General features: G+C 58.7%; 24 protein-coding genes and 1 tRNA gene. 10 read left to right on the top strand and 15 right to left on the bottom strand.

What is annotated here, in order from left to right:
- The 4 genes from nusG to rplS form a co-directional block, all read right to left on the bottom strand.
- A complete protein-coding gene (gene nusG, locus AC0QKW_RS12050) occupies positions 1–702 on the bottom strand; it encodes a transcription termination/antitermination protein NusG (RefSeq protein WP_473151320.1) in 702 nt (233 codons plus the stop codon).
- Positions 702–950: a preprotein translocase subunit SecE gene (gene secE, locus AC0QKW_RS12045; protein WP_473151319.1), complete on the bottom strand. Its 249-nt coding sequence runs from the start codon at positions 948–950 to the stop codon at positions 702–704. Before secE ends, nusG begins: the two co-directional genes overlap by 1 nt.
- 190 nt (positions 951–1,140) lie before the next feature.
- A tRNA-Trp gene (locus AC0QKW_RS12040) sits at positions 1,141–1,213 on the bottom strand.
- Between the two features lie 42 nt (positions 1,214–1,255).
- On the bottom strand, positions 1,256–1,621 hold the full coding sequence (gene rplS / locus AC0QKW_RS12035; protein WP_017297710.1) for a 50S ribosomal protein L19: 366 nt from the start codon (positions 1,619–1,621) through the stop codon (positions 1,256–1,258).
- Between the two features lie 274 nt (positions 1,622–1,895).
- Here rplS and AC0QKW_RS12030 point away from each other — a divergent pair, with 274 nt between their 5' ends.
- The 4 genes from AC0QKW_RS12030 to AC0QKW_RS12015 all read left to right on the top strand — a co-directional run bounded on the left by AC0QKW_RS12030 (position 1,896) and on the right by AC0QKW_RS12015 (position 6,643).
- Positions 1,896–3,611, top strand: a complete 1,716-nt coding sequence (locus tag AC0QKW_RS12030; RefSeq protein ID WP_473151318.1) for an ATP-binding protein — start codon at positions 1,896–1,898, stop codon at positions 3,609–3,611.
- A gap of 53 nt (positions 3,612–3,664) precedes the next feature.
- Entirely contained in the window at positions 3,665–4,318 is a 654-nt protein-coding gene (locus AC0QKW_RS12025) for a DUF2301 domain-containing membrane protein (protein WP_473151317.1), read from the top strand.
- Entirely contained in the window at positions 4,315–4,992 is a 678-nt protein-coding gene (locus AC0QKW_RS12020) for a GAP family protein (RefSeq protein WP_473151316.1), read from the top strand. Before AC0QKW_RS12025 ends, AC0QKW_RS12020 begins: the two co-directional genes overlap by 4 nt.
- A gap of 103 nt (positions 4,993–5,095) precedes the next feature.
- On the top strand, positions 5,096–6,643 hold the full coding sequence (locus AC0QKW_RS12015) for a GTP-binding protein (protein ID WP_473151315.1): 1,548 nt from the start codon (positions 5,096–5,098) through the stop codon (positions 6,641–6,643).
- Between the two features lie 90 nt (positions 6,644–6,733).
- Here the strand turns inward: AC0QKW_RS12015 and AC0QKW_RS12010 are convergent, their stop codons facing one another.
- From AC0QKW_RS12010 to AC0QKW_RS11990, 5 genes are all read right to left on the bottom strand, one after another.
- Complete coding sequence (locus AC0QKW_RS12010) at positions 6,734–7,192, bottom strand: hypothetical protein (RefSeq protein ID WP_473151314.1); 459 nt, start codon at positions 7,190–7,192, stop codon at positions 6,734–6,736.
- Between the two features lie 177 nt (positions 7,193–7,369).
- A complete protein-coding gene (fni, locus tag AC0QKW_RS12005) occupies positions 7,370–8,449 on the bottom strand; it encodes a type 2 isopentenyl-diphosphate Delta-isomerase (protein ID WP_473151401.1) in 1,080 nt (359 codons plus the stop codon).
- Between the two features lie 103 nt (positions 8,450–8,552).
- Positions 8,553–9,095: a bifunctional pyr operon transcriptional regulator/uracil phosphoribosyltransferase PyrR gene (gene pyrR, locus AC0QKW_RS12000; RefSeq protein WP_473151313.1), complete on the bottom strand. Its 543-nt coding sequence runs from the start codon at positions 9,093–9,095 to the stop codon at positions 8,553–8,555.
- Between the two features lie 392 nt (positions 9,096–9,487).
- The gene (locus AC0QKW_RS11995) at positions 9,488–10,930 is read right to left on the bottom strand and encodes a lysophospholipid acyltransferase family protein (protein ID WP_473151312.1); all 1,443 of its coding nucleotides are present in this window, start codon (positions 10,928–10,930) and stop codon (positions 9,488–9,490) included.
- 426 nt (positions 10,931–11,356) lie between these two features.
- Positions 11,357–12,247, bottom strand: a complete 891-nt coding sequence (locus tag AC0QKW_RS11990; RefSeq protein WP_473151311.1) for a lysostaphin resistance A-like protein — start codon at positions 12,245–12,247, stop codon at positions 11,357–11,359.
- 460 nt (positions 12,248–12,707) lie between these two features.
- Between AC0QKW_RS11990 and AC0QKW_RS11985 the strand changes: the two genes are divergently transcribed.
- The 5 genes from AC0QKW_RS11985 (at position 12,708) to AC0QKW_RS11965 (ending at position 19,807) form a co-directional block, all read left to right on the top strand.
- Positions 12,708–13,925, top strand: a complete 1,218-nt coding sequence (locus AC0QKW_RS11985; RefSeq protein ID WP_473151310.1) for an adenylate/guanylate cyclase domain-containing protein — start codon at positions 12,708–12,710, stop codon at positions 13,923–13,925.
- Between the two features lie 148 nt (positions 13,926–14,073).
- Positions 14,074–16,209: a glycine--tRNA ligase subunit beta gene (gene glyS / locus AC0QKW_RS11980; RefSeq protein ID WP_473151309.1), complete on the top strand. Its 2,136-nt coding sequence runs from the start codon at positions 14,074–14,076 to the stop codon at positions 16,207–16,209.
- 6 nt (positions 16,210–16,215) lie between these two features.
- Complete coding sequence (murD, locus tag AC0QKW_RS11975) at positions 16,216–17,562, top strand: UDP-N-acetylmuramoyl-L-alanine--D-glutamate ligase (RefSeq protein WP_473151308.1); 1,347 nt, start codon at positions 16,216–16,218, stop codon at positions 17,560–17,562.
- A 274-nt stretch (positions 17,563–17,836) separates the two neighbouring features.
- The gene (locus AC0QKW_RS11970) at positions 17,837–19,117 is read left to right on the top strand and encodes an outer membrane protein (RefSeq protein WP_473151307.1); all 1,281 of its coding nucleotides are present in this window, start codon (positions 17,837–17,839) and stop codon (positions 19,115–19,117) included.
- 108 nt (positions 19,118–19,225) lie between these two features.
- Positions 19,226–19,807 (top strand): HdeD family acid-resistance protein, encoded by a 582-nt coding sequence (locus AC0QKW_RS11965; RefSeq protein ID WP_473151306.1) that lies wholly within the window; start codon positions 19,226–19,228, stop codon positions 19,805–19,807.
- A 42-nt stretch (positions 19,808–19,849) separates the two neighbouring features.
- On the opposite strand, the gene AC0QKW_RS11960 is transcribed toward AC0QKW_RS11965, so the two are convergent.
- The 6 genes from AC0QKW_RS11960 to AC0QKW_RS11935 all read right to left on the bottom strand — a co-directional run bounded on the left by AC0QKW_RS11960 (position 19,850) and on the right by AC0QKW_RS11935 (position 25,419).
- A complete protein-coding gene (locus tag AC0QKW_RS11960) occupies positions 19,850–20,434 on the bottom strand; it encodes a TetR/AcrR family transcriptional regulator (RefSeq protein ID WP_473151305.1) in 585 nt (194 codons plus the stop codon).
- A gap of 45 nt (positions 20,435–20,479) precedes the next feature.
- On the bottom strand, positions 20,480–21,256 hold the full coding sequence (locus AC0QKW_RS11955; RefSeq protein WP_473151304.1) for an ABC transporter permease: 777 nt from the start codon (positions 21,254–21,256) through the stop codon (positions 20,480–20,482).
- Between the two features lie 241 nt (positions 21,257–21,497).
- Complete coding sequence (locus AC0QKW_RS11950; protein ID WP_473151303.1) at positions 21,498–22,781, bottom strand: ABC transporter substrate-binding protein; 1,284 nt, start codon at positions 22,779–22,781, stop codon at positions 21,498–21,500.
- A gap of 23 nt (positions 22,782–22,804) precedes the next feature.
- Positions 22,805–23,650: an ABC transporter ATP-binding protein gene (locus AC0QKW_RS11945; protein WP_473151302.1), complete on the bottom strand. Its 846-nt coding sequence runs from the start codon at positions 23,648–23,650 to the stop codon at positions 22,805–22,807.
- A 19-nt stretch (positions 23,651–23,669) separates the two neighbouring features.
- Positions 23,670–24,824, bottom strand: coding sequence for an acyl-CoA dehydrogenase family protein (locus AC0QKW_RS11940; RefSeq protein ID WP_473151301.1), 1,155 nt, complete (start codon positions 24,822–24,824; stop codon positions 23,670–23,672).
- Between the two features lie 61 nt (positions 24,825–24,885).
- Positions 24,886–25,419, bottom strand: a complete 534-nt coding sequence (locus AC0QKW_RS11935) for an OsmC family protein (protein WP_473151300.1) — start codon at positions 25,417–25,419, stop codon at positions 24,886–24,888.
- Positions 25,420–25,751: 332 nt separating this feature from the next.
- Here AC0QKW_RS11935 and AC0QKW_RS11930 point away from each other — a divergent pair, with 332 nt between their 5' ends.
- A complete protein-coding gene (locus AC0QKW_RS11930; RefSeq protein WP_473151299.1) occupies positions 25,752–26,165 on the top strand; it encodes a heavy metal-responsive transcriptional regulator in 414 nt (137 codons plus the stop codon).
- Positions 26,166–26,375 lie beyond the last annotated feature (210 nt).

Below are 26,375 nucleotides of genomic sequence, written 5' to 3'. Positions count from 1 at the left end.
TTAACTCTCTTTTTCCACTTGGTTAAACTCCAGCTCCACCGGGGTGTCACGCCCGAAAATGGACAACAGAGCCTTGAGCTTGCTGCGCTCGGGGCTAACTTCTACTACCTCGCCCTCAAAGTCTTTGAAAGGTCCTGAGAGAACAGTTATCTTGTCTCCAGGAGCCATGTCAACTTTGACGACGGGCTTTTGCTCTTCAGTGCGCTTGAAGATGCGCTTGACTTCACTCATGCCCAGAGGCATGGGTTTGACATGCCCCCGGCCACGACCGTAGGCCCGCCGCTGCTCCGCCCCAACGAAGTTGATCACGTGGGGGGTGTTTTTGACCACCGACCAGGCCTCGTCGTCCATATACATGCGCACTAGCACATAGCCAGGAAAAACCTTCTCGTCAATGTTTTGACGGCTGCCGTCTTTGCGCAGTTTGACCGCTGGCGTCTGGGGGATCTCGACTTGAAAGATGCGGTTGAGCACATCTAAGGTGCTAATTCGCTGTTCAAGATTGAGCTTGACCCGCTTTTCGCAGCCTGACGCAACTTGCACAGCGTACCACCGAGCTTTGCGCTGGTAGTACTTAGCAGTTTCAGCATCGCTAGCATCAGCGGCAGTGGGCTCAGTACCTCCCTGAGGCGTACCCTCTACACTGCCATCTAGGGGATCGTCAAAGGCGTCGTTGTAAGTTAAATCTTCTTCAATCGCCATTAAAACACCTGCCCCGAAACCCAACCAAAGAGCCGATCAACCAGGTAGATCAGCGTTGCTGAAAGGCTAACCATTAGGATTACGGCAGCGGATTCGCTAATCAGCTGTTGCCGACTTGGCCAAACCACTTTGCTCAGCTCCTCTTTGGTGCCCTGCAAAAAAGTGCCTACGCTAAACCCCTCTTCAGCGGTAGCTGAAGAGCTGGTGGCTTTGCCCTTAGGCTCAATTGCGGCGTCTTTTTTAACCACTGGTTTAGCTCCTGTTAGCTCGTACCCGAACAGATGTGACGGAGAAGGCGGTTAGAGACCGCAGCCTGACCGACTAGAGCGAAGAATCTGGCAGTTCAGCGCTGGCTTATTCGTCGAGGTCAGGGAAGAAACGATACCCGCTAGCCTGCACTAGGCTAGGCTAACGGGTATCGTTGCCACCATTCCTCAGCGCGCCCTGGAGGACTCGAACCCCCGACATCGGGTTTTGGAGACCCGCGTTCTACCAACTGAACTAAGGACGCATGACGCCAGATGCTGAACACCAAAGCCCTATCTAACTAATATTAGTTGATTGGGCGATCGAAACGCTGCTTTAGTCGAGTGGCTTTGCCCACGCGATCGCGCAGGTAGTAGAGCTTGGCTCGACGAGCCTTGCCCCGACGCAGCACAGTAATGCTAGCGACCTTGGGCGCATGAAGCAAGAAGACTCGCTCCACTCCAACTCCTTGGAAGATCTTGCGCACCGTGATGGAGCGATTGATGCCGCCGTTGCGCATGGCAATGACAGTACCCTCGTAGGGCTGAATGCGCTCTTTGCCCCCCTCCTGAATGCGTACGCCAACACGGATGGTGTCGCCGACGTAAATGGTGGGCAGATCGGTCTTTAACTGCTCCGCTTCTATGGAGCGGATGATTTCCTCTGCGTTCATGAGAGCCTGCAAATGTGCACGGTCTACGATTATAGGCTATGGATGACTTTTATTAAAGCGAAAATTTATATTTTTTGGATTTATCCTGGAGTTGCTCTCTATGTGGGCAGGGGCTGGGCATTCTGCCGCCGCTCTGGGCATAGTGATATAAAGGGCTGGCCCTGTCACTCTTTGGTGACAATACCCTAAATTCAGAAGACCAGAATTAGAAGATTTCCAGAATTAGAAGACTTTAAAGAGATCGTACACAGCTAGCCCAGTTGCCCCCACGGTTATGTCTACTTTGCCTGTCCCTGCTTCCGGTAAAGGCCGATCGCTCTATCTGGCCGAAGAGGTTGGATTGGCCCTAGAGGCGATTGCCACGCCCGTCTGGATTGCCGATCGAGACTATCGCTGGTGCTTTCTCAACCAGGCCTGCGCACCGCTGCTGGGTGGCGACTTGGCCGCTCTGGTGGGGCGGCCGGGGACGGAGGTGTTGCCGCCAGGGGTGGCCCAGGCGTTGATCGCTTCTGCAGAACAGGCAATCGCCACTGGCGACGATCTGCCTCACTCGGTGGAGTTGACCGATGCCATGGGAGAACGGCGCAGTCTAGTGGCTACCACTCGCCGTTTTTTTGGCTCTGGCGGTGAACTGCTGTTGATGGTGACCCTACAAGATGCCACCCCCCTGCATCAGGTACGGCAGCTCAACACTGATCTAGAGCAGCAGGTGGCCCAGCGCACCGAAGAGTTGCAGACGGCCCTCGATTTTGAGGCTACCCTCAAGCGGATTACCGACCGGGTGCGCGACAGCCTCGATGTTAACCAGATTATGCTGACGGCGGTGAAAGAGCTAACCGAGGCGCTGGAGGTGAAGGGGTCGAATACCTCGCTCTATGACCTAGAGCAGGGCACCTCAACGATTTACTACGAGTACAACAGCTCTAGCCCCTCCTACCAGGGGCGGGTGGCTCAGATGGAAGCCTTTCCTGAGGTGTACCACCAGCTGCTGGATGGGCAGTACTTTCAATTTTGTTCGGTGGAGCCCAACCCGGTGCGAGGCTATGTGGCGATGTTGGCCTGCCCGGTGGTGGACGATCGCGGCGTGCTGGGCGATCTGTGGCTGATCAACGATCGCGATTACGGCTTTAACGACATTGAGATTCGGCTGGTGCAGCAGGTGGCGAACCAGTGTGCGATCGCCATTCGCCAGGCCCGCCTCTACCAGGCGGCTCAGTCCCAGGTGGCGGAGCTGGAGCGGTTGAATATGCTCAAAGACGACTTTCTCAGTACGGTTTCCCACGAGCTGCGCACTCCCGTCACCAGCATGCGGGTGGCGCTCCAACTGCTGGGAGTCACCCTCAACCAGGAGTTGGATCTCAGTGCCGATCGGCATAAACCCAGGGCCGAGCAGTCGCGCATTAGCCGCTACTACGGCATTTTGCAGGAAGAGTGCGAGCGGGAAATTAGCTTGATCAACGATTTGCTCGATCTGCAACGGCTCGACGTGGGCAACCACCCAATGCAGCCCGAGCCTATTTTGCTCGACAGCTGGATCGCTGGGTGGATCGATAGCTTTGTCACTCGGGCTAAGAGCCGCGACCAAACCCTTCAGCTGGTGACAGCCCCAGCGCTACCCGTGGTGTATAGCGACCTGGCTAGCCTGGAGCGGGTGCTCGCAGAGTTGCTCAACAATGCTTGCAAATACACCCCCCCCGGCGAGCATATTGTGCTCAATGTTTCTCCCCACCCGGCCGCTCCCTCCGATCAGGTGTGCCTGGCCTTGACAAATACTGGGGTAACGATCCCGGCTGAAGAGATACCCCGCATTTTTGACAAGTTTTACCGAGTGCCCAGTGCGGATCCCTGGAAACAGGGGGGCACAGGGCTGGGCCTTGCCCTGGTGAAAAAGATGGTGCTGCACCTAGGCGGCGATCTACAGGTGACCAGCGACGCCAATCGAACTTGCTTTACCATTATTTTGCCTACCCAGATGGCCCTGACTCGATAGACGTTTACCCGATAGGATAGAACGATGTAGGTTCCTGCAGCGGGGTGACTGCGATGGTAAGCGCTGTGAATGAGGCTCCAGAGATTTATACAGGGCAATTTGGCGACTACACCATTACCCAGGCCGATCGCCGGGGGGTAGTGCTTTACCGGGCTGGCCTGATGACGGCGGCGCTGGTCTTTGCGGCGGGTACTGCGATCGCCCTTGGCTTCAACCAAAACCCCATTCTGGTGCAGGCGATTAGCGTTCTCTTTACCCTGTTTTGGCTGGGGCTGGGGCTGAGCCTGGCCACCATCCACATCTACATGGTGCCCCTGCATCGTCTCTTGCAGGCTTTTTGGCTAGGGGGCGGCATTGCGGCCCTGGCTCTCTCCCACGGAATTGATGGCCCTCTGGCCCAAACGGTGATGGAGCAGCCCCAGGTGCTGTGGGGTATAGGCTTTGTCTTTGTCGCTCTGACTGGAATTTTCTTTAAAGAGGCCTTTTGCTTTAATCGGCTAGAGACCAAGCTGCTGACACCCCTAGTGCCGTTACTGCTGTTGGGCCACCTGTTTAGCTGGTTGCCCCTGGACGTAAAGCAGGGGTTGCTCGTCGCTTGGAGTCTTTTGTTTGTGGTGTTTGCTCTCCGTAAAGCGATCCAGCCGATTGTGCCCGACATTGGCGACAAGTCGGTGTTTGCCTATCTCAAGCAGGCAGGCCAGCTGTGAACATAGTGGTGGCCCTGCTGCCCTACATTGTTGGCAGTGCTCTGGTGCCGCTGCAAATCATCATTGGGCTACTGCTGCTGCAAAGCCCTAACCGGGGACTGCTCAAAGGGATTGCCTATGTGGGCGGTATGACCCTCACTCGATTGGTGCAGGGTGCTGCCTTTGGTCTATGGCTGGGTGAATCGGTTGCCGCCACCGCCGGAGAAGCCGGTAAGGGGCCAGTGGTGTCTACCCTGTTGTTGGTACTCGGACTGCTGCTGTTGATAACGGCCTACAAAAAGTGGCGCAAACATCCTGACCCTGACGAGCCCCCGCCCAAGTGGCTAACCGCTATCGACAGCACTACTCCAAGCCAAGCTCTGGGCATTGGTTTGGCTCTACCCCTGATTGCTGTCAAGCTCTGGGTATTTACCCTCAGCAGTCTGGCCACTATCGCTACGGCTCAGCTGGGGTGGCGCCAGGGGGCGATCGCCTACCTCATTTTTATCCTGTTGGCCCAGTCTTTGCTGTTGCTGCCTCTGGTGCTGCAAATCCTGTGGCCCAGGCGCTCTAAATCCTTGCTTAATGGCGCATCTGCTTGGCTGAGCAATCATAACCGCCCCATTGTCGTCAGCGTATCGCTGGTGTTTGGGCTGCTGTTTTGTCAGGCGGGTCTGAGCGGCTTGCGGGTTTAGTCCCTAAACTTAAATCGGTCATTTTCCATGGTTTGGCGCTGCTGGCCGAAACCGCTTCGCTATGCTGGAAGAATGGCTCACGTACCAGGCAATCCCCTGATCTATGACCGATTCTAACGATAGGTTACCCCTGACCCCCGACCCGACCTGGGACGAGGTGGAGGCAGAACTGGGCCAGCTCATTGCTGAGGTACAGGGAACCTCTCTTGCCCTGCCTCCTGCCGACCTGGCCACCTGGGAAGAGGTGGAGCAAGAGTTGGGCGATCTAGTGCTGGATTTTCAGGATTTGCAAGACGATCTCAACTACCGCCGGGCCCAAGAGGCTCTGGGCGGTCTGGTGCAGCGTCTTAACTTAACGGCTCGGGAGCAGGCTGGAGTAGAAGAGGCGCTGCAAAACCTTCGGGGTCTGGCAGATAAGCTAGAGCATACGGTGGTTCATATTGCGGCCTTTGGGTTGGTGGGGCGAGGTAAATCGTCGCTGCTAAACGCGCTGATGGGGCACGAGGTCTTCACCACTGGCTCCACCCACGGCATTACCCAAGTGGTGGAAGGTAGCCCCTGGGTGGTCAGTCGAGATGCCCTCGCGGCAGATACCCCCGACCTGCTGCGGGTCTCACTCAAAGGTCTGGGTCAGTCGCGCATTGAGCTGATCGACACCCCCGGCCTGGATGAAGTGGATGGCGAAGACCGCGCCGCCTTAGCCCGCCGCATTGCTGCGCAGGTCGATTTGATTCTCTTTGTGGTGGCGGGAGATATCACTCGGGTGGAGTACGAGGCGCTGCAAGCCCTGCGTCAGGCCAGTAAGCCCATGCTGCTGGTGTTTAACAAAGTCGATCAATATCCCGAGGCCGATCGCCAGACGATCTACGAAACCCTGCGCGATCGCCGCTTGCAAGATCTGATCTCCCCCGATGAAATTGTCATGGCGGCTGCTTCGCCTCTGGTAGTGCAGGCCGTGCCCCAGGCCGATGGCGAGGTGGTTTATCAAACCGTGCGTGGTCAGCCCCAGGTCGATGATCTCAAGCTCAAAATTCTCGACATTTTGCACCGGGAGGGGAAGGCCCTGGTGGCGCTCAACACTCTGCTGTATGCCGAGGGGATCAGTGCTGAAATTGTAGAGCGCAAGCGACAAATTTGCGATCGCATCGCCGACGATACCATCTGGAACGCCACCATGCTCAAGGCTGTGGCCGTAGCCCTCAACCCCATCATCGTCGCTGACCTAGTCGGCGGCACTGTGATTGACATCATGCTGATTCTCACTTTGTCGCGCCTTTACGGGTTGCCCATGACCCGCCCCGCCGCCCTCAAGCTGCTCCAGCAGATTGCCTTTGGTCTGGGCGGCATCACCGTCAGCGAGCTGGTGATTACCCTGGGGTTGAGCTCGTTGAAGGGGGTGCTGGGGGGAGCAGCGATCGCTACCGGTGGGCTTACCCTAGCTCCCTACGTACCCGTCGCTCTGGTACAAGGCGGGGTGGCGGGCCTAGCCACCTACAGCATTGGCCAGATTACCAAAAGCTACCTGACCAACGGTGCCACCTGGGGCCCCAACGGGCCAAGAGCCGTAATTCGTGAAATTCTTGACGGGTTAGACGACGTTTCAATCTTAAGCCGAATCAAAACTGAGCTTAAGGCAAAAATTACGCCCTAGGTCTAAAAAATAGCCTTTTGAGGCAAGTATTGGCTGGCAGAAATCTATCCTGCCGAACAGGAATAGTGGACAAATTTCTGCCCGGCGGTACTAGGGGGCTCCGACCTCAGGGACAGGAATCTCACGCACCTCGATCGCAGGCACGTCGATATTTGCATCTGGCGTCTCAGCCCCATTGCCAACCTCTTCGCTCTCTGCATTCACAGCACTGTCGATCGGGTCTGCTCCTGCGTCAGCGTCATTGAGCTGAGGAGCTGTGGGGGCCACCGCAGGGGTTGATTGACTAGATCCTGGGACAGAAGCAGGCCCGGTAATGGTAAATCTAGTGACGCTTGAAGATGAGCTGGGTTGCGCTTCACCAGCGGTATCCGCCTGGGGCTGACTTGGAACAGGAGCATCATCGCTTTGGCAAAGGCTGTCTAGATTAGTCACCTCACCATCGGCGTCGACCATGTAGCAAAAACCTTGGGCTGGGCTGGTGGTTGGCCACAGTAGAGCGCCAGCTAGCAAACCTAGACCGCTGGCGTAGCTGAGAAGCTTGAGTCGCATTGTCTTTAGAAGTATGGCGTACTCGATCAAGCTACTCATTTGAACCAGATGCTGTATCGACCGGGCGATAGAAACCGATGCGGTAGAAATAAAGTTGTCCACCCTCAGTCCAGATTGCGCAGCAGGTTTTTCCCTAGATTCCCCCTGGCCTTGATAGGGGTACTGGGTAGGGGTTGGTCAATTTACCCTTGCCATTACCCCGGTTTGCCGTAGCCCCAGCACGGTACTCTGGCCTGTGCAAAATAGGACAGTTTTAATCTCCGCTATGAGCACCTCGGTCAGATCCGCTACAGATTGCTCTGACTCATGGGCGGCCCGCAGAAATGGCATAGCCAACCCCGCCAGATCTGCCCCTAGGGCGAGGGCTTTAGCAATATCTAGCCCGTGGCGCAACCCCCCAGAGGCAATCAATGGTAAGGTCGGCGCTGTCTGACGGGCCGCTACAATGCAGTCTGCCGTGGGCAAGCCCCAGTCGCCAAAGGTTTGCCCGAGCCGTCGCTGATGGGCATCGGCGGCTCGCTCGCCCTCGACCCTGGCCCAGGAGGTGCCTCCGGCCCCGGCCACGTCGATCGCCGCTACACCGGCTTCTACCAGGCGTCGCACCATGGGAGCCGAGATGCCGTTGCCCACTTCTTTGACAATCACCGGTACTGGTAACTGGGCGCAGACCTGTTCAATTTTTTGGAGCAGGCCTGTGAAGTTGGTGTCGCCACCGGTCTGTACCGCCTCTTGCAGGGGGTTGAGGTGCAAAATTAGGGCATTGGCCCCTAGCTGGTCGATGGCGCGGCGGCACTGGTCAACGCCATAGCCGTAGTTAAACTGCACGGCCCCCAGGTTGGCTAGCAGCAAAATATCGGGAGCCTGAGCTCTGACGGCAAATGTCTCCATCAGGTCTGGGTTTTCGACGCCCACCCGCTGGGAGCCAACGCCCATGGCCAGCCCGTAGCGCTGGGCCACAGTCGCTAGCCGTCGGTTGATGCAATGGGCGGTATCGGTGCCGCCGGTCATTGAAGAAATCAGCAGCGGTGCCCTCAACCGGTAGCCCAAAAAGCTGGTGCTGAGATCGATGTCTTGGTAATTGATCTCGGGCAGGCAACAGTGGGTAAACCGGTAGCGCTCTAGCCCGGTGGTGACCTGGGCACACTGTACGGGCTGCTCTAAACAAATGCGTAGGTGGTCTGCCTTGCGAGACTGGGTAGCCTGGGACGTTGTGTCGTTGGCGGGCTCAGGCTCAGGTCTCTCGGTATGGGGAGCAATGGGCAGTGCGGTCACGGAGGTTATCGCTAAATCAACGCCCCTATCCTAGGGAAGAATGGGGTGCCCTGGATGCGATCGCACACCAGATGTAACACCCATGCCCCTACTGCTTTAACAATTCGACGGCATCGCGCCCATCGACATCCTGCAAAAACACTTTCACAGCTTCGTCTTTGGCGGTAGGCAGGGTTTTGCCCACGTAGTCGGGGTGCACGGGCAGCTCACGGTGGCCGCGATCGATCAGCACCGCCAGGCGAATGGCGCTGGGTCGCCCATAGTCAATGACGGCGTTGAGGGCGGCGCGAATGGTGCGACCGCTAAAGATTACGTCATCGACCAACACGACGGTGCGATCGCCAATGTCAAAGGGAATTTTGGTGCGGGCCGGAGTGCGGGTGCTGATCTTATCTAAGTCATCGCGGTAGAGGGTGATATCGATCGCCCCCACCGGCAGCTCTACCCCCTCTAGCCGCTGAATCTGCTGGGCCAGCAGGTGCGCTAACGGCACTCCTCGGGTGTAAATGCCCAGCAGCACCAGACGACTTAGATCGCCTCCCCGCTCTACTACCTCCGAGGCCAGGCGATTGAGGGTGCGGCGCATCTCTTCGGCAGACAAAATTTCGACAACAGTGCTGCGGTTACCCATGACAGCTCCCCTGACAGCGATAAAGACTCACTATAGCCTGATCCCAGAGTCTCGATAACCGTTTTCAAAGGGCCGCAAACGATAGCGGGCAGAGGCTGCTCTGAGCCCCTAGGCCAGCAAAATCACCAGCAGCAAAAAGCTACCCACCGACAGTCCAGACTGCCAAAAAATATTGACTGCTGTGTTGTTGACCATGGTATTCACCTCGAATGTAAGGATAGAAACACCTCTTGCTCTTACTATTCCCCAAACCTGTTGCCGATTCCCGTTACCCGTTACTGATGGCCATCGGCCAGAGGGCGATGAGGCAGCGATGGGGCCACAGCCCAACCCAAGATTCGGTGTTTTCCGTAGGCGGCATTCCACTGTTGTACTGGGGTGGGGCCAAAAAATCACAGGGTTTGATCTGGGCTAGGGATGGGAATTAACGCCTCTAGAGCCTTTTGCAGATCGGCGGTCAGGGTTTCGACCGCCGCCTTGGCCGATCGCCGCGATTGGGCGTAGTCAGTCCAGCGATCGCTAATATGCATAGGCTCTCCTAGGGTGATTACGGCCTGGCGCAGACCCAACTGGGGACGTTTGGGTACCCTTGTCCCCTTTATTCGCTCCACCAGGTCAAAGAGAATCAGGGTAGTTTCGGCGAAACGCTCAAAGGTGGGGCTGTCTTTGACGTAGTGGCCATTCACCGCCACAAAGCTCTCTACCAGGCGCATGTGCCGTAGGTGCAGGGTAGCGGCCTCGGCGATCCAGTTGGCTAGACCCCGATCTACCGGCGAAAGCTGAGTCAGATCGGCGATGTCTTCGCGGTAGATATAGCTCCACCCCGCTTCTTCTAAGCGGCGGCAGCGGGTAACCAGCGAGCCCGTGCTGGGTAAAACAAAGAAATGTTCGCCCACCCGCAGCGCACCGTCGAGAACGGTGGCCAACCGCTGGGCGATCGCCGCTGGGTCAGTCGGGCCGTCAGCCTCGACCGAGCCCGACTGGCTCAGGCCAGCATCCAGCCGGTAGAAACGCTGATAAAACTGCTCCATGCGGCTGAGTAGGTGCTGGCCCAAGGCCAACAATCGAGGGTAGTAGTCTGCCGCAGCCACAGCCGCCGGATCGCTAAAAGACTGCACCGGCAGCCCACAGTCGGCCTCAAGCCGAGCCATCAGCCGGTTGAGAGCCCCCCAGTCGGGCCTTGGGTATAGGTAGCGCAGCCCTACAGGCAGCAGCACCACCGCCTCAGAGCGCCCCGCCTTGTGCAGGTCTTCTACGGCCCAAAAGGCCAGCTGAGCGGTGCCGGGTTCCAGATCGCTGATGGTTTCGCCGTGGCCATTGGTGGCCCCCTCGGGGGCAATGGTCACCGGCAGAGGGGCGTTGAGCATGGCCTCGCGCACCGCCTTTAGCGCCTTGAGGTCGAGCCGCCGCCCCCGATGCACCGGAATACCCCCGATCGCCGCAAAAAACCAGCCCAGCCATCGCCCGGCCCAGAGCGGCATGCCCCGGTCGTACATAAAGAAGCTGTGGACTGGTCTCCCTAGGCTAAACCCCCGCTGGCTAGCCGCCTGGGGCACCAGTCGCGAAAACAGGTAAGACAGGCACAGGGGGTCATCGACCTGGCTGTGGCGAAAGGCCATCATCAGGCGAATCTGGCCCGACTGAAACTGGCGAAAGCACGTTGCTAGCACTTCGGGGTTGGGGCAGGTCACCGGCCAAATGCCCGCTGGCAACCAGGGCCGCAGCCGCAGCCGCAGTATGAGGGGCAGCAAAAAATAGCCCAATTGCACCACCCAGGGCTTGTAGCGCGGTGGAATAAAGCCCAGGGGTGCCTGGGCGCGATTGAGCTTAGGCAAAGTTGACTCCGGTCAGGGGCTGTTTTTCATAGCCCACTGTAGGGCAGATCTGAGGGCGACGACAGTCAAACCCTGCTCTACTGCCCCCAAAGCCCCAAGCCCCCTCCCATTGGGAGGGGGCTTGGCCACAGAACCACACAACCGGGGGTATGCACCTGGGTGACCACCCCAAAAATAAAAAGTGCCTGACCCCTGAAAGCCCCCTGGAGTCAGACACACTTACCTGTAAGGACGCTTCTCAAACAGACCAGCCCTGTGGTTCAAATGCCCCCAAGTGAGCCGCTGGCGCTATGCCTGTCTGCGTTCTTCAGAATTAAATTTATTGTCGTTGGTCGGAGGGCTAGAGACGTCGCGAGAAATACGGAACCTGGCTAGTTTTGAGGTGGACTGGTCTGACCAGGTTCGGTGGTATTACCCATGCCAATATTACCTTCGCGAAAGTCGGCAGTCTTGGTTGGCAAAGTAGGGCAGCTGAGTCTCGTCGTTGGGCCAGTGGTAGGCCACGTAGCGCAGCACCCAGGGGGCTGACACCAGCAGACACAGCGGCCCCACCCACCAGCTAGCCTGAAACTCGGCCAGGGTGTCGAGGGTGTTTGCGGCCGACTGGGTGGAGAGAAAATCGACCCCTGAGGCGATCGCATTGTTGAGGGCGTGGGCCACCATTGGCACCACCAGCGATCGCGTACTCAGGTAGAGCAGCGACATCACCACCCCAAAGACAAACAGCCCCACCAGGTTAGAGTGCAGCACCCCAAACAGCACCGACGTCAGCACGATCGCCGGGCCAATGCCCCACTTGACCCCCCAGCGGTGCAGCAGCACGCCGCGAAAGATAAACTCCTCGGTGACGGGGGCCACCACCAGCACCGAGAACAGCACCAGCAGGTTGTAGAGGGCCGGGTTAGCCGCCTGGTCAGCCGATAACATCAGCGACTGCTGTAAGGTGCTCTCTACTAAGTCTGGGGCAACCAGGGCCAGTCCCAGATAGGACACCTGAAACGCCCCCAGCGAAAACAAAAATAGCCCTACCACCAGCCACAGTAGCTGCACCCAGGCTAGGTGCTGGGGCCATTGACCCAGCAGCAGGGTCAGCCGCAGGGGCGATCGCCGGGTCGATCGCACAATAAACACACTTAGACCAACAAAGATCAGACTGTAGAGAATCGGTGCCAGAATTGGGTCATCACCCTGCATAGGCAACATCTCTAGGGCACCCAAGATACCAAAGACCAGACCTAAGCCGAGGGAGATGGCCACAAAAAACAGCACCACCCGGCGCGCCTTTAGGGCCAAAAAAGGATTGTCACAAGCGGTCATACGGCAAAATCACACCGGGGTATGCTGGCAAGAGATTGTCCTAGGCAGAAGCTGTGGGGAGAGACACTATTGGACTTAGGCTGGACTTAGGCGATTGCTCAAAAAACTTTCCTACATCAGGCCAACAACGGTTTGCCCCTACGGTAGAACAGCTCGTTAGCGGGGCGCAGCCTGCGCCCTCGGGAAGCAACCTCAGTATTTTTTGCCAGAATTGGCCTGAGCTATGGCAGACCATCGTCGGGTTAAGCCGATTCCTTCCGATTCAACCATGAATTGCCCGGAGAGAGCTATAACTGAGGCACTGAGCCTTGATCTAAGGCTCAAGGAGGATAAGGCGCGGCCCAAGACAGAGAAGGATGGTGGCTGTAGCATTACCTCAGGGTGCTCTGACGGCGACTGTCCTGTGCCTCCCGGGTCAGTATCTACGTAGTGGGGGTGGTCGCTTTTGCTTTAGGCCTCTATGACCAACGTTTCGCCAGACCTAGGCGTCATTTTAGTGGCACCAGTGGCCAACAGTAGCCTGGGCCCGCTGACTGAGCTGCTGGGCCTCCTCAAAAGCGAAGGTTACGAGTTGCGCCACGCCAACAGCGAAGATGAGATTATCGCTGAGGCTGAGGCAGACTCCCCAGACCTGATCTTGCTGGCCGTCAACCAGTTTGACACCGCTGCCATGCGAGTGTGTCACCGGCTCAATAAACGTCCCCGCACCCGCCAGATTGCCGTGGTGGTGGTGGGCCAAGACAAAGCCCTGGCTCGACGACTGCGGGCCTTTGAATTTGGAGTGGTCGACTACATCGATCAAACCCTCTGGGTTGAAGAGGCTGCTGCCCGCATTCGCGCCCAGGTGGCCACCCATCGGCTGCAGCGTCGGCTGCGCCGCCAGGCCCAGATGGCGGTATCGGCAGGCAGCGCCACTAATTTGCTGGGCGATCTGCAAAAGGCCTTGCGCCGCCAGGCCCAGCTTTTGCAGGCTCAAAATCAGCAGCTTCAGCAAGAGATGCAGGAGCGAGAACAGGCCCAGCAAGCCCTGCGTCTGGAGCAGCAAAAGTCTGAACAGCTGTTGCTGAATATTTTGCCCCGGGCGGTGGTCGATCGCCTCAAGCAGCTAGAGGGCTCCCTGGCCGAGCGCTTTGACGATGTCACCATTTTGTTTGCTGACATCGTCAATTTCACTCCCCTGGCGGCTCAGATAAGCCCGCTGGAGCTGGTGAACTGGCTCAACCAGATTTTTTCGGCCTTTGATCGCTTGGCCGAGCGCTACCAGCTCGAAAAGATCAAAACCATTGGTGATGCCTACATGGTGGTGGGGGGCCTGCCCCTGCCCAGGGAAGACCATGCCGAAGCCGTGATGGAGATGGCTCTGGCCATGCAGGACGAAGCCACGCGCATTGTCCGCACCGACGGCCAGCAGTTTCAGCTGCGCATTGGCATCAACACCGGGCCGGTGGTGGCCGGGGTGATTGGTATCAAAAAATTTAGCTACGACCTCTGGGGTGACGCGGTCAACATCGCCAGCCGAATGGAAGCCCAAGGCACGCCGGGCAAGATTCAGATCACCAAGGCCACCTACCAGCGGCTGCACCACCGCTATGCCTTTGAGGAAGTCGGTCAGGTGATGGTGAAGGGGCATGGCTATCTCACCACCTACCAATACGTCGGCCCTGGGCAAAAACCTTGATAGACTGGGGAAGCTAAAAATTTGGGGGTTGGGATTGTCCCGGCTAAATAACTCTAGCGGGACAATCCCAACTCCTACTTTTGCCCAAAGACGAGGGCGCTGAACCTGGCCCCTTTGCCCCACTGACGGTTAACTCATACCTTTTTCTATGGCGACATTTTTGCTGGAAGTTGGCACCGAAGAACTGCCCGCCAGTTTTGTCAGTGATGCCCTGCACCAGTGGCAAACCCGTATTTCCGCTGAGCTGACGGATTTGGCCCTAGAGCCTGAGGCGGTGCGTGTCTACGGTACCCCCCGGCGGCTGGCGGTAGTGATTGACGGGCTGCCCTTGCGCCAACCCGATCGCACCGAAGAGGTCAAAGGCCCCCCGGCCCAGGCCGCCTTTAGAGACGGCAAGCCCACCCAGGCGGCCCTCGGCTTTGCCAAGTCGCGCGGGGTTGAGGTGTCGGCACTGGAGGTGCGCGACACCGACAAGGGGGCTTTTGTCTTCGTCAACCAGGAGATTCCCGGGCGGGCCGCCGCTGACCTGCTGACCGAGCTGATTCCGCCCTGGATTTTGGGCCTAGAGGGCAAACGGTTTATGCGCTGGGGCGATGGCGACCTGCGCTTTCCACGCCCGATTCGCTGGCTGGTGGCGCTGCTGGATAGCGAGGTACTGCCGCTAACCCTGGAGAACGGCTCGCTGGCCTGTCAGAGCGATCGCATATCCCATGGGCATCGGGTGCTGCATCCCGCCCCTGTGACCCTGCGCCGCGCCCAAGACTACGTCGAGGCCCTGCGCGAGGCCTACGTCGAGATTGACCCCGCCGCCCGTCGCCTGTTGATCCAGCGCCAGGTGGAAGAGACGGCCAAAAAACTGGGGGGCGTGCCAATGATTTCCCCTGCCCTGCTGGATGAGGTGACTAATCTGGTCGAATGGCCCACCGCCGTAGTGGGCAAGTTTGACCGCGAGTTTCTCGACCTGCCGCCGGAGGTGGCCATCATTGAGATGGAGAGCCACCAGCGCTACTTTCCTCTGAGGCAAAGCGCTGAGGATCTGGCCCTGCTGCCAATGTTCATTACGATTTCTAACGGCGACCCGGCCAAAGACGCCCTGATCGCCGAGGGCAACGCGCGGGTCATTCGCGCTCGGCTGTCAGATGGCAAATTTTTCTTTGACGCCGATCGCAACCAGCCCCTCGACGCCTTCGTCCCCAAACTTGAAACCGTCACCTTTGAAGAACGGCTAGGGTCGATGGCCGCCAAGGTCAAACGCATTGGGGTGGTGGCCGACCACTTGGGCGACCAGCTCAACCTGGGGGCGCAGCCGCGCCAGCACATTCGCCGGGCCGTCTACCTGTGCAAGGCCGACCTGGTCACCCAAATGGTGGGTGAATTTCCTGAGCTCCAGGGGGTGATGGGCCAAAAGTACGCCATTCACAGCGGCGAGCCCGAGGCGGTGGCCACTGCGATCGCCGAGCACTACCTGCCCAGGGGCGCCCACGATAGCCTGCCCCAGACCCTGGTGGGCCAGGTGGTGGGCATTGCCGATCGCCTCGACACTCTGGTGGGCATTTTTAGCACGGGCCAGCTGCCCACGGGGTCGTCTGACCCCTTTGCCCTGCGACGGGCGGCCAACGCGGTGGTCAACATCATCTGGGCGGCGGGGCTACCCCTCAACCTGGGGCGGCTACTGGATACGGTGGTGCAAGACTATGCCCAGGATGCGGCCCTAGAGGTCAACGCTCCCGAAGCTCTGGGCACCCAACTACACGATTTTTTCTTGCAGCGGATTCAGACCCTCTTGCAGGATGAACTGGGGGTTGACTATGACCTGGTCAATGCCGTGCTGGGGGAACGGGCGCTAGCCGACCCGCTGGATGTCAAAGATCGGGCGCTGTTTTTGCAGGAGATGCGCCGCAGTGGGCGCATGGATAAGGTGTACGAAACGGTGAACCGGGCCACCCGCCTGGCGGCCCAGGGCACTCTGGACACCGAGGTGCTGAACCCAGCCGGGGTGATTGCCGCTGAGGCCTTAGAGGCCAAGGCTGAACAGGCCTTTTTCGCTGCCCTGGAGGCGCTGGTGCCCCAGACCGAGGCCGCCCAGGCCAGCCGCGATTACGACCAGCTGGTGGCGGGCCTAGAGCAGGTGGCCCCGGTGGTTAGCGGCTTTTTTGATGGCCCCGACAGCGTGTTGGTAATGGCCGACGACCCGGCGGTGCGGCAAAATCGGCTCAATCTGCTGGGCCTGCTGCGCAACCATGCCCTGGTGCTGGGCGACTTTGGGGCGATCGTGAAGGGGTAGGGTGCAATGAAAAATGCCCATGTGATTGGTCTCGGGAAGTCGGGGGTGGCGGCGGCAAGGCTGCTCAAGCGCAATGGCTGGGAGGTGGTGCTGAGCGATCGCGGTTCTAACCCATCCCTCATCTCTCAGCAAGCGGCACTGGCCCAGGAGGGCATTGCGGTGCTGCTCGACTACAGCTTTGTGCCCGACAGCCGCACCCACCTGCTGGTGGTCAGCCCCGGTGTGCCCTGGGATAGCCCGGCCCTGGTGGCGGCCCGCGCCAACGGCCTGGAGGTGATTGGCGAAATGGAGCTGGCCTGGCGATTTTTGCAGGATCGCCCCTGGGTAGGCATTACCGGTACCAACGGCAAAACCACCACCACCGCCCTCACCGCCGCTATTTTTCAGGCGGCGGGGTTTCATGCGCCGGCCTGCGGCAACATTGGCTATGCGGCCTGCGAACTGGCCCTAGAGCCCACAGTGCCCGACTGGGTGATCGCTGAGCTGAGCAGCTACCAGATCGAGGCCGCCGCTACCCTGGCCCCCAAAATTGGCCTCTGGACGACCCTCACTCCCGACCACCTACAGCGGCACCAAACCGTTGAAAACTATGCCCAGATCAAAGCTACTCTGATGCACCGCTCTGAACTGGCGGTGCTCAACGGCGACGACCCCTACCTGCGTCAGCATTTGGCGGAGGTACTGCCTGCCGCCCACTGGACTAGCGCTGACGGTAAGGGCGCGATCGCACCTCTGCGACCGGTGGCCTACCTTGAGGCCGACTGGGTCAAATTTGAGGGCATCCCCATTGTGCGGGCTGACGCCCTGCGAATGGTGGGCGACCACAACCGGCAAAATCTGCTGCTGGCGGTGACAGCGGCTTGTCTAGCGGAGATCGATGCCGAGGCGATCGCCGCTGGGGTCTCTAGCTTTCCCGGTGTGCCTCACCGGCTAGAGCACATCTGCACCTGGCAGGGCATCGACTTTATCAACGACTCTAAGGCCACCAACTACGATGCCGCCGAGGTGGGGCTGCGATCGGTGGCGGCCCCAGCAGTCTTGATCGCGGGCGGCGAGGCCAAAGAAGGAGATGACACCGCCTGGGTGCAGCGCATTCTAGAACGAGCCGCCACGGTGCTGCTGATTGGCGATGCGGCCCCCCAGTTTGCTCAGCGGCTAGACACAGCGGGCTACAGCGCCTACGAGATCGTTGAGACGATGGATCGAGCGGTGAGTCGCAGCGCTGAGGTAGCCCCATCTCTGGGGGCCTCGGTGGTGCTGCTCTCCCCTGCCTGCGCCAGTTTTGACCAATATGCCAACTTTGAACAGCGGGGCGATCACTTTAGCCGACTTTGCCAGGAGCACTTTGCATAACCCGCAGCATTCCTAGAGTCAGCAGTGAGGAGCGGGTCATTCGCATCCCGAGCCTGCTCCGGCAAAGCCTGGGCTGTGGGCTACCAATGGAATTTTTTAGAGCAGGACGAGTTTGCTGTGACAATTCTGAAGTTAAGCTTCAAACCCCGCCCCCGCTGTGCTCAAGCTTCTAGAATTAGCTGGTCTTTTATAGGTCAGAGAGCCCGCCTGGGGGCGATCCCCCGATACCACTAGTCCCATGCTAACTAGCCTACTACCGGCAGGAAAACGGGTAATGACAACAGTGAAATGGGTTCCTAGGCTGCTGCTGACGGTTCTAGGGATAGTGGGGGGTGTCTGGGCCGCCCCTGGGGCTTGGGCCGACAGTGGAGCAGGCGATCGGGCCGCAGGAGGAGCTGAGAGCGAGGCGGCATTTCAATCTGCTGGCTCCTTCGACCCAGCTATTCTAAGCGTTGGGCTCACCCCCATGGACGCCTTTTCTGCCGCTGACCTGGCACCTGGGTCGAAGGTCGAGGCGCTAGGAGCGGTGACGACCAGCGCCGCTGACCTGGCTGAAATTATACCCATTGAATATTCTGAGGTTGTGGATAACTCCCGAAAGGGGGCTGGCACCCAGGTCGTGCCGGCTATTCCCCCAGAGATCGGCCAGCGAGAGCCCCAGGTCGCCACCCCTAGCCCTTGGCGAGTTGAGTTTCGGCCTTACTTAGAGGTGCCCTTTAGCGTCAGTGGTCAGCTGGTGTTTGAGTCGGTATTAGATCTAGGAAATATCGATATCACCCTTGCTGGTACTGATGTTGAACGGCTCACCATTACCCCTAATGTGGCCAGCGCTCGGGCAGCGACGGGGCTCAGCCCGAGCGAGTTGGCGGCACTGGCGGCGGCGACCGTGGGGGGCACCCCAGCCTCTGGAACGCGCACTGTGCAGCTGACTCAAGTTCGTGGCGTTGACCTGAGCAGCGTTTTTTTGCTGGGGGGTGAGCTAGAAATTTGGTACAACGACGTGGCCTTTGTGGTCGATGGCTTTTATGCCAACCTGGGCTCGCGACTGCTGTTTGGGCGATCGGGTACCCAGAGCATTTTGGAACTGGGGATTGACTATACGCGGGTTGGGGCTTCTCTAGGCTGGCGGGCGGGTCGGTTTCCCCTCGTCAGCCGTGAGGGGGTACTGGCGTCGGCGGTGTTTCCAGCAGTGACGGTCGATCTCTTTGGCGGCGCCCGCTATAGCTCCTACGGGTTTGACTTTGTCTCAACCAACACCCAGTTGACCTCCCGCGCCAACCCCAGATGGGTGGAGCCCGTTTTGCAAACCCGCGCGGAGGTGTTGTTTGACCCACGCACCAAACTCACGCTCAATGGCTATGTGGGCGGGTTTGGTCTCGGTAACTCTCCCAATCTTTCGTGGGGCGGGTCTGCGGGGCTTGACTGGCGCTTTTTGCCCAATGTATCTGTGCGGCCCAGCTACAAGTTTGCCAGCGTCGATTGGGGTGGTGAAGAAGGCGTTGTAGATCTGACGACCCACTCTCTGTGGCTCGGTTTTACGGTCTACTTTAATTAAGCGCAGCAGCGTTTTGCCTGTCGGCATTGTTTAATTATGGCTGTCTGGTTAGATCAAATTGAATTTTGGTTTGAAATTTAGACTGACAACAATTTTTAGGTAATCGCTATGACAATTGGCAATGTATCAAATGAAGACATTAAGTCTTCCACCAGTTGGGTCATTTTTCTGAGCATCGCGCTCATTGTATTGGGCATCTTGGCCATCATCGCGCCTGCGATCGCCTCTGCTTTCTTTACCGCCATGATGGGCTGGATTTCTCTCATCAGCGGTATTTTGATGATTGTGCAATCCTTTCGATCGCACCCAGTGCGAGGGTTTTGGCTCAACCTGATTGTCGGTATTTTCTATGCGGTGGCGGGGCTTTACATTTTGTTTAACCTGGGGGCGGCGCTGCTGGCGCTGACCCTTGCCTTTGGCATTTTGTTCGTAGTGGAAGGTGTGTTTACCATCGTCATGGGTTTCACCCAAAAGGCGGGTCGCAGCATGTCTTGGCTAGTGGTGCTCAACGGCGTGGTGACGCTGATTCTCGGCATTATGGTGCTCAACCGCTGGCCCATTAGCGCCCTTTGGCTGATTGGTCTCTACGTAGGTATTAGTCTGCTGTTCACTGGCATTAGCCTGCTGGCGGCGGCCTTGGCTACCCGCAAGGCTCTATCTAATGTCCCGCTGTCAGAAACAGAGATCTAGGTCGATAGGGCTTTGCCCATGGGCCTAGGATCCTAGCCGTAGCTAAGGTACTAATGCCTCGCGCAGGTGGCGGCGCACCTGGGTAAACCCAGCTTTCAGTCGCTCAGGCTGTTGGTAGAGCCGCCCCAACAGCAGCACCCCTTGAATCAGCGTTAAGAGTTCATCTGCTAGGGCTTGGGGATCGACGCCTGATTTCAACTCAGCCTGGGCTAGCCGACTGGCAAATGCCTGCTGCCACTGCTGAAACACCCCAATGAGATGATCGCGAAAGGCGGGATTGTACTCGGCTAGATCCACCACCAGATTGCCGAGGAAACAGCCAAAGCAGTCTCCTGTGCCCAGGTGTTTGGCTTCTAGAGCATCGATCATCCAAAAAATTTGGGCGATCGGGTCATCGGTCTGGGCCGAGGCCGGGTCGATCAGATGGGTTTTGAGCTGCTGCCAATCAAAATCAATCAGGGCGTGGCCCAGATCATCTTTAGAGGCAAAGTAGTTGTAAAAACTGCCAGACGAAGCTCCGCTTACCTGCAATAGCTCCGTTAACCCGGTGCCGTTTAGCCCTTTGCGGTGCACACTGCCCACCATGGCATCAAGCATGTCTTCACGGGTGCGTTTACGATGAACCATCCCACCTGTTACCAATTGCAAACAATGTCTTGAACGATGTCTCGCCTATGCTCGATGCTGCCAGGCCTGGTTTGCCCAGCGCAGGGTCGCATCGAGCAGGTAACCGATCGCACCAATGATCAAAATCGCCGCCATTAGCTCTGAATAGGCGAGGCGATCGCGGGTATCTAAAATGAAATAGCCCAACCCCGCTCTCACCCCCAACATTTCTGCCGGTACCAGCACAATCCAAATAATGCCCACGGCCAACCGCAGCCCCGTCAGCAAGTGGGGAATGGTTGCAGGTACCACTATTTTGGTCACAGTTTCCCAGCGGGTAGCGCAGAGACTGCGCGACAGCAGCAGCCAGCGGCGATCGACCGAGGCCACCCCCGCTGCCGCATTTAGCATCAGCGGCCAAACCGCCGCCACCGTCAGCAAAAAATACACCGGCCAGTCGCCAATGCCAAACACCATCACCGCCACCGGCATCCACGACACCGGCGAAATCATGCGCACAAACTGAAACAGCACCGACGTCGCCTGCTCGATCGCCCGCGACAGACCAATCAACAGCCCCAGGGGAATGCCGATCAGCGTAGCGGCGAATAACCCCACAAACACCCGCCGCAGACTGGCCCAAATGTGCGGAAAAATTGACCCCGAAACCACCATCTGCGCGATCGCCCCAAAAGTCCGCTCCGGCGAAAAATCGCCAATCACCCCGCTATGCCACAGAGGCGTGGTCGCTAGCCACCAGATCAGCAGCGTACCGATCAAGCCCCAAAGAGAGATGGGGATGGGGATTGAGATCCGGCGGGGTGGTGAGGTGGTGAGGGCCATAGATGGGGGGATGGATAGAGAATCAAATTCCCCTCTCGGGAGGGGCTAGGGTTGGGTTGGGTGGGGCTGCCCTGATTTTGGATTGGCGATTTTGGATTTTGGGAAGATTGCGGGTAGGGGCGCAGGCCCTGCGCCCAGGGCAACGTCTATGGCGTTGATGCAAAATTATGTTGATCCCTAGGGTGGGCATTGCCCACCAGCAACCAACGCTCTACCCTCCGGCGATTAGAGCGATCGCCGCCTAGGCCAGCGATGAATGCCCCATGCGGGCGATCTGGAAGCTCTCTTCTCGCAATAGAGACTCAGGCAGGCCAAAGACCTGAGGCCCGCCCACTGCTTGTAGAGCCTGCTTCACAAAGGAGTCATCCACCAGATCGCTGGCCACCTCGGCGGGCTGGAGCCCCTGGAGAAAGGCGTTGTCGCCCTCCACCTGGGTTTGTTGAAGCAGCCGCACCAGCTCCTCGGTGTAAGAGGGGAAGGGGAAGGGCTGAAAGTCAATCCGCTGAGAGCCCCAGTCGGCGTGTTTGATCGCCCCCTGCTTGGCGTAGGTGTCGGCATCAAAGCCGGTGAGCACCTTTTGCAGCACGGCCTCGGGGTGAGGGGTGTAGCTGCCCCCCTCTTTAGAAAGCAGGCTGGCGGTCTCCGAGCGGTGATCGCGAATCCAGAGCTGGCTCTTGACCACGGCATTCACGACGCCCTGAGCCCATTCGGGGCGCTGGTTGAGATCGTCTTCGTGCAAAAAGACAACGCAGCAGGCGTGATTCTTCCACACGTCGCCAGTAAAGCGCAGCACCTTGCCATTGCCAGAGGCTTCGCCTGCGGCGTTGAAGGGCTCGGCCACGATGTAGCCCGCAATGCTCTTGTTGGCCAGGGCCGACACCATTTCGGGGGGCGGCATAACCACCAGATTTACCTCGTTGGGCTGAATGGTCTGGGTGCCGGGTTTAGTCACCACTGTCAGGCCCGCCTGACCCAGCAGCTGTTGCAGCACCACGTTGTGAATTGAGTACCAGAAGGGCACGGCAATCACCTGGCCGCCGAGGTCTTTGACCTCGTTGATTTCGGGCTGCACGGTGAGGGCAGAGCCGTCGACGTGGTTCCAGGCGACGATTTTTCCGGGTACTTTTTGCGCCCCATAGCGCAGCCATACGGTAATTGGGCTGAGCAGGTGCACCACGTTGACCTGGCGAGCTAAAAAGGCTTCGACAATGTCGGCCCAGGAGCGAAACAGCACCGGCTGCTCGGCGGTGAGACCCTCGGCTTCGTAGAGCTGATTGGCGTGGGCAATCAGCAGGGGCGAGGCATCGAGAATGGGCAAATAGCCAATTTTGACGGGCTGATCGAGGCTGCCCGTGGCGGTGGTATTCGCCCCAGGCGCGCTGGTGGCGTTCTCGGAGGTGGAGGGGGCACCACAGCCGCCGGCGATCGCACTGAGGGCAGCAGAGCCAGAAAAGAGGGAGGCCAGTTTGAGAAAGTCGCGGCGGTTGAGGCCGCAGCAGGCGCAGAGAGAGTTTAGGGAGTGCATGGCGGTTTGGCGTAGGGATGGGGCTAGGGGGTGAGGGCGGGTTTGTCCATCACCTCCGATAGGGTGGTGAAGATTTCGGCGCGCAGGGCCATCAGGTCTTCGGTATGGCGCACTCGGGGCTGGGGGGTGGTGACAACCCACTCTCGGTGAATGCGGCCCGGATTGCGGCTCATGAGCAGAATGCGATCGCCCAGCAGTAGCGCCTCGTCAAGGTCATGGGTGACCAGCAGGGCAGTGCAGTGGCGCTGGGCAATAATCTCCAGCAACAGCTGCTGCATTTCGAGCCGAGTGATGGCATCGAGGGCGCTAAAGGGCTCATCCATCAGCAGAAGCTGGGGATCGCGGGCAATGGTGCGGGCGATCGCAGCCCGCTGGGCCATGCCCCCCGACAGCTGGTGCGGATAGGTGCGGTGAAACTTCTCTAGGCCCACACTGAGCAGAGCCTGGTCAATGCGGCTGCGCAGCTCGGGGCGCGACAGGCGTGGCATGTGGCTGAGCTGTAGGCCCATGGCGACATTGTGCTGCACCGTTAGCCAGGGCAACAGGGCCGCCTCCTGAAAGATCAGCCCAATGCGCGGGTCGGGAGCCTGAATGCGATCGCCCTGGAGGTAGATGTGCCCCCGGTCTGCCAGTTGTAGCCCGGCAATGGTGGAGAGCAGCGACGATTTGCCGCAGCCGCTGGCCCCCAGCAGACAGACGATTTCACCGGGCTGCACCGCTAGGTGAATGCCGTCAAAGACGGTGAATGGCCCCTGGGTGGTGGCGTACTGCTTGGCCAGATCCTCCACCACTAGGGCAGGGCGATCGGGCGATGCCCTCGGCAAGTCATGGGTCGCAGGGGACGAAGACGGATGCAATTGACTGTTCATGGACCTGACGCGCTCCGGCTTAGGGGGTAGCAGGCAGAGTCTGCAAGACTTTTTTCAAATGCTTGAGTGCCGGGGTGACCATGGCGACAAAGTAGGCTTCGCGCAGGCGACGCTCGATCGCCCCCCCCTGCAAGTAGCTTCTGGCTCCGGCATAGAGCATGTCAGCCTGAGATGCTCGCAATGATAGCTCTGAGGCATCGGCGCGGGCCTGCACCACCCGACGAAAAAAGCCAGGTTCGCCGTAAGGGGGCTGATCGTTGAGGGTGTCGGCCAGGGTGTAGGTCTGCGATCGCAGCTGCTCCAAATCTGCCTCAATGCGCTCCACCGAGTCATCTAAATAGCCATTTACATGGCCATAGCGCTGGTTTGACCGCTTCATGCTGTCAACACAGGCCTGGGTCAGCCCCAGCCCCATGCCCACCTGAGCCAGCACAAAGCCCGGCTTGATGCGATCGATATAGTCGGCGCAGGGGGCCGCCAAAATCCACTCATCGGGCACAAACACCTGGCGCAGCTGACAGCTATAGGTATTGCTACCCTCCAGGGCAATGAAGTGAGCCGTCGATTTGAGGGTGAGACCGGGCAGGCGATCGGAGACGATCGCCATTAGATAGTCATCGCTGTCGGCAATTTTGGCCACCACCGCAAAGTAGTGCCCCGGCCCCAGATTCGACACCCAGGGCAGCAGCCCGTCGATCACATAGCCCCCCTCGCGCCGCTCGGCCACCAGGGCAATTTTTTCGATCTCGGCAAAGTGCTTCATCGGGTTTGACAGCCCCGTTCCGGCCAGCACCTCGCCAGTGGCGATCTGGGGCAGCACCTGTTTTTTTAGCAAATCATTGTCGGTGTTTTGGGCATACCAGACGCAGGCAATGTGGCACCAGGTCATAAACCCCGTACACAGACAGGTTTGCGACACCGCCTCAATCACCTGCACCGCCGCCCGAAACCCCTGGCCCTGGCCGCCAAATGCAGGGGTGAGGCTCTGCCCAAAGCCCCCCAGTGCACCCAGATGGTGCATAAACTCGCGAGGATAAACCCCCTCCTGGTCGATGGCGGGCACCAGGGGTGCGAGGCGCTGGGCGATCGCCTCGTCGATCACCCCCAGGTCAAAGGGAATCGCCGCTGGTAGGGAGGTGGCTGAGATGCGATCGAGTAGGGCGTTGGGGAGCATAGGGGTAGATGGGTAGGGAGTAGAGAGTAGGGTGCATGCGCACAGCAATGCACCCATAAAACTAGGCCAGAGTGACCTCCATATTCACCGGCAGCCGCAGGGTATTGGCCACGGGTGACCAATCGTTGGCGTGGGCCACCAGGTCATCTAGCTCTTCGCGGCTGGCGTTGCCTTCGATATTGACCTTAACGCGAATGTCGCTGAAGCCCAAGCGCTTTTCTGACAGGTCGCCAATGCCCCAAACGCCGGTGATGTTGATGTCGCCCTCTAGCTCTAGCTCCAGCTTGGTGAGCTGAATGCCGCGCCCAATGGCGTTGGCGTGAATGCCTACCGAGAGACAGGAACCCAACGCCGCCAGCACGGCTTCAGAGGGGTTGGGTGCGGTATCTTGCCCCAGCAGGGTGGGGGGTTCGTCAATCACGTGGGCGGGCAGGTCGCGCACATAGGTGAGGTTGCGAAACTGGCCTTCGCAGACGGTTTTGGCGCGCACGGTGGCGATCGCATTGGGGTTGTTCCGAGCCTTTTCGGCCAGCCCTTTGAGGCCTTCTTCGCTTACGGGGCGCAGTCCTTGGCTTTCAGCGGTGAGTTGAGTCATGGCAGTTTCAAATAGAACGTTCTACACAATTCAATCAGCAGAATACCCCGAAACCTGTATCGCCGGATACGATTTGCCCTGGCCACCCAGCACCGGGGGAACTAGCGACTACCCCGACACCAAGAGGGGCAGAGCTGCCGCCTCTGTAGAGTGCCACGATTCAGGTTGAAATGCAAGTCAATTGAATTTCAATCGAGATTCGTTTTCAGGGAATTGCCTGGATGGTTAGGGTCTAGGGAATGGCACTGGGTACAGATTTCTCCATTACCCATCTAGACTCTCCGCTGGGCTGGAGGGTTTACCATAGGGTTATGACTCCGATGAGGTTGGCCATGCTAACGCAGGATCCCCCTAGGCTAATTGGCGCGGTCGCGAAGGCAAGTGGGTTGCCCGTCAAAACCATCCGCTACTACGACGAGATCGGCCTGCTTAAAACTGCCGGACGCACTGAGGGCGGCTACCGCATTTTTGCGGAAGATGTGTTTACCCGGCTGGGCTTTATTCGGCGATCGCAGAGTCTGGGCCTCACCCTGACCGAGATCAGAGAATTTCTGGAGGTGCATGATCAGGGCAATTTACCCTGCTCGCACATTCAGGCCAAGCTAGAAGACAAGCTTGTCGAGATTGAGAGACACATTCAAGAGCTACAGCTCCTGAAGCAAGAGTTAACTGGGCTACTCTCTGGTTGGCCCAGTACCCCCGAGAGCGCCCAAGAGACCATTTGCCCCATTCTTGAGAAGGTTTAGAGAAGGCTTAAGGTTTGCAGGCAAAGCGATTTGGCGCGACTGCACCCCTGCCTGTAAAGACCTGGGCATGACGGGCCGCAGGGTGCGCCCTGCCCTATTACTCGCTTACTCAGCAGCTAAAAGTAGTGATACTAAATTCTGCTCGCCTACCTCCGATTCGGCAGGGCGAACCGCGGTTCGCCCCTACAGGGTGTCTACGCCAGCGGGATG

The sequence above is a fragment of the Pseudanabaena sp. PCC 9330 genome, assembly GCF_055795045.1.
This window is presented reverse-complemented; position numbering and strand designations above follow the sequence as displayed.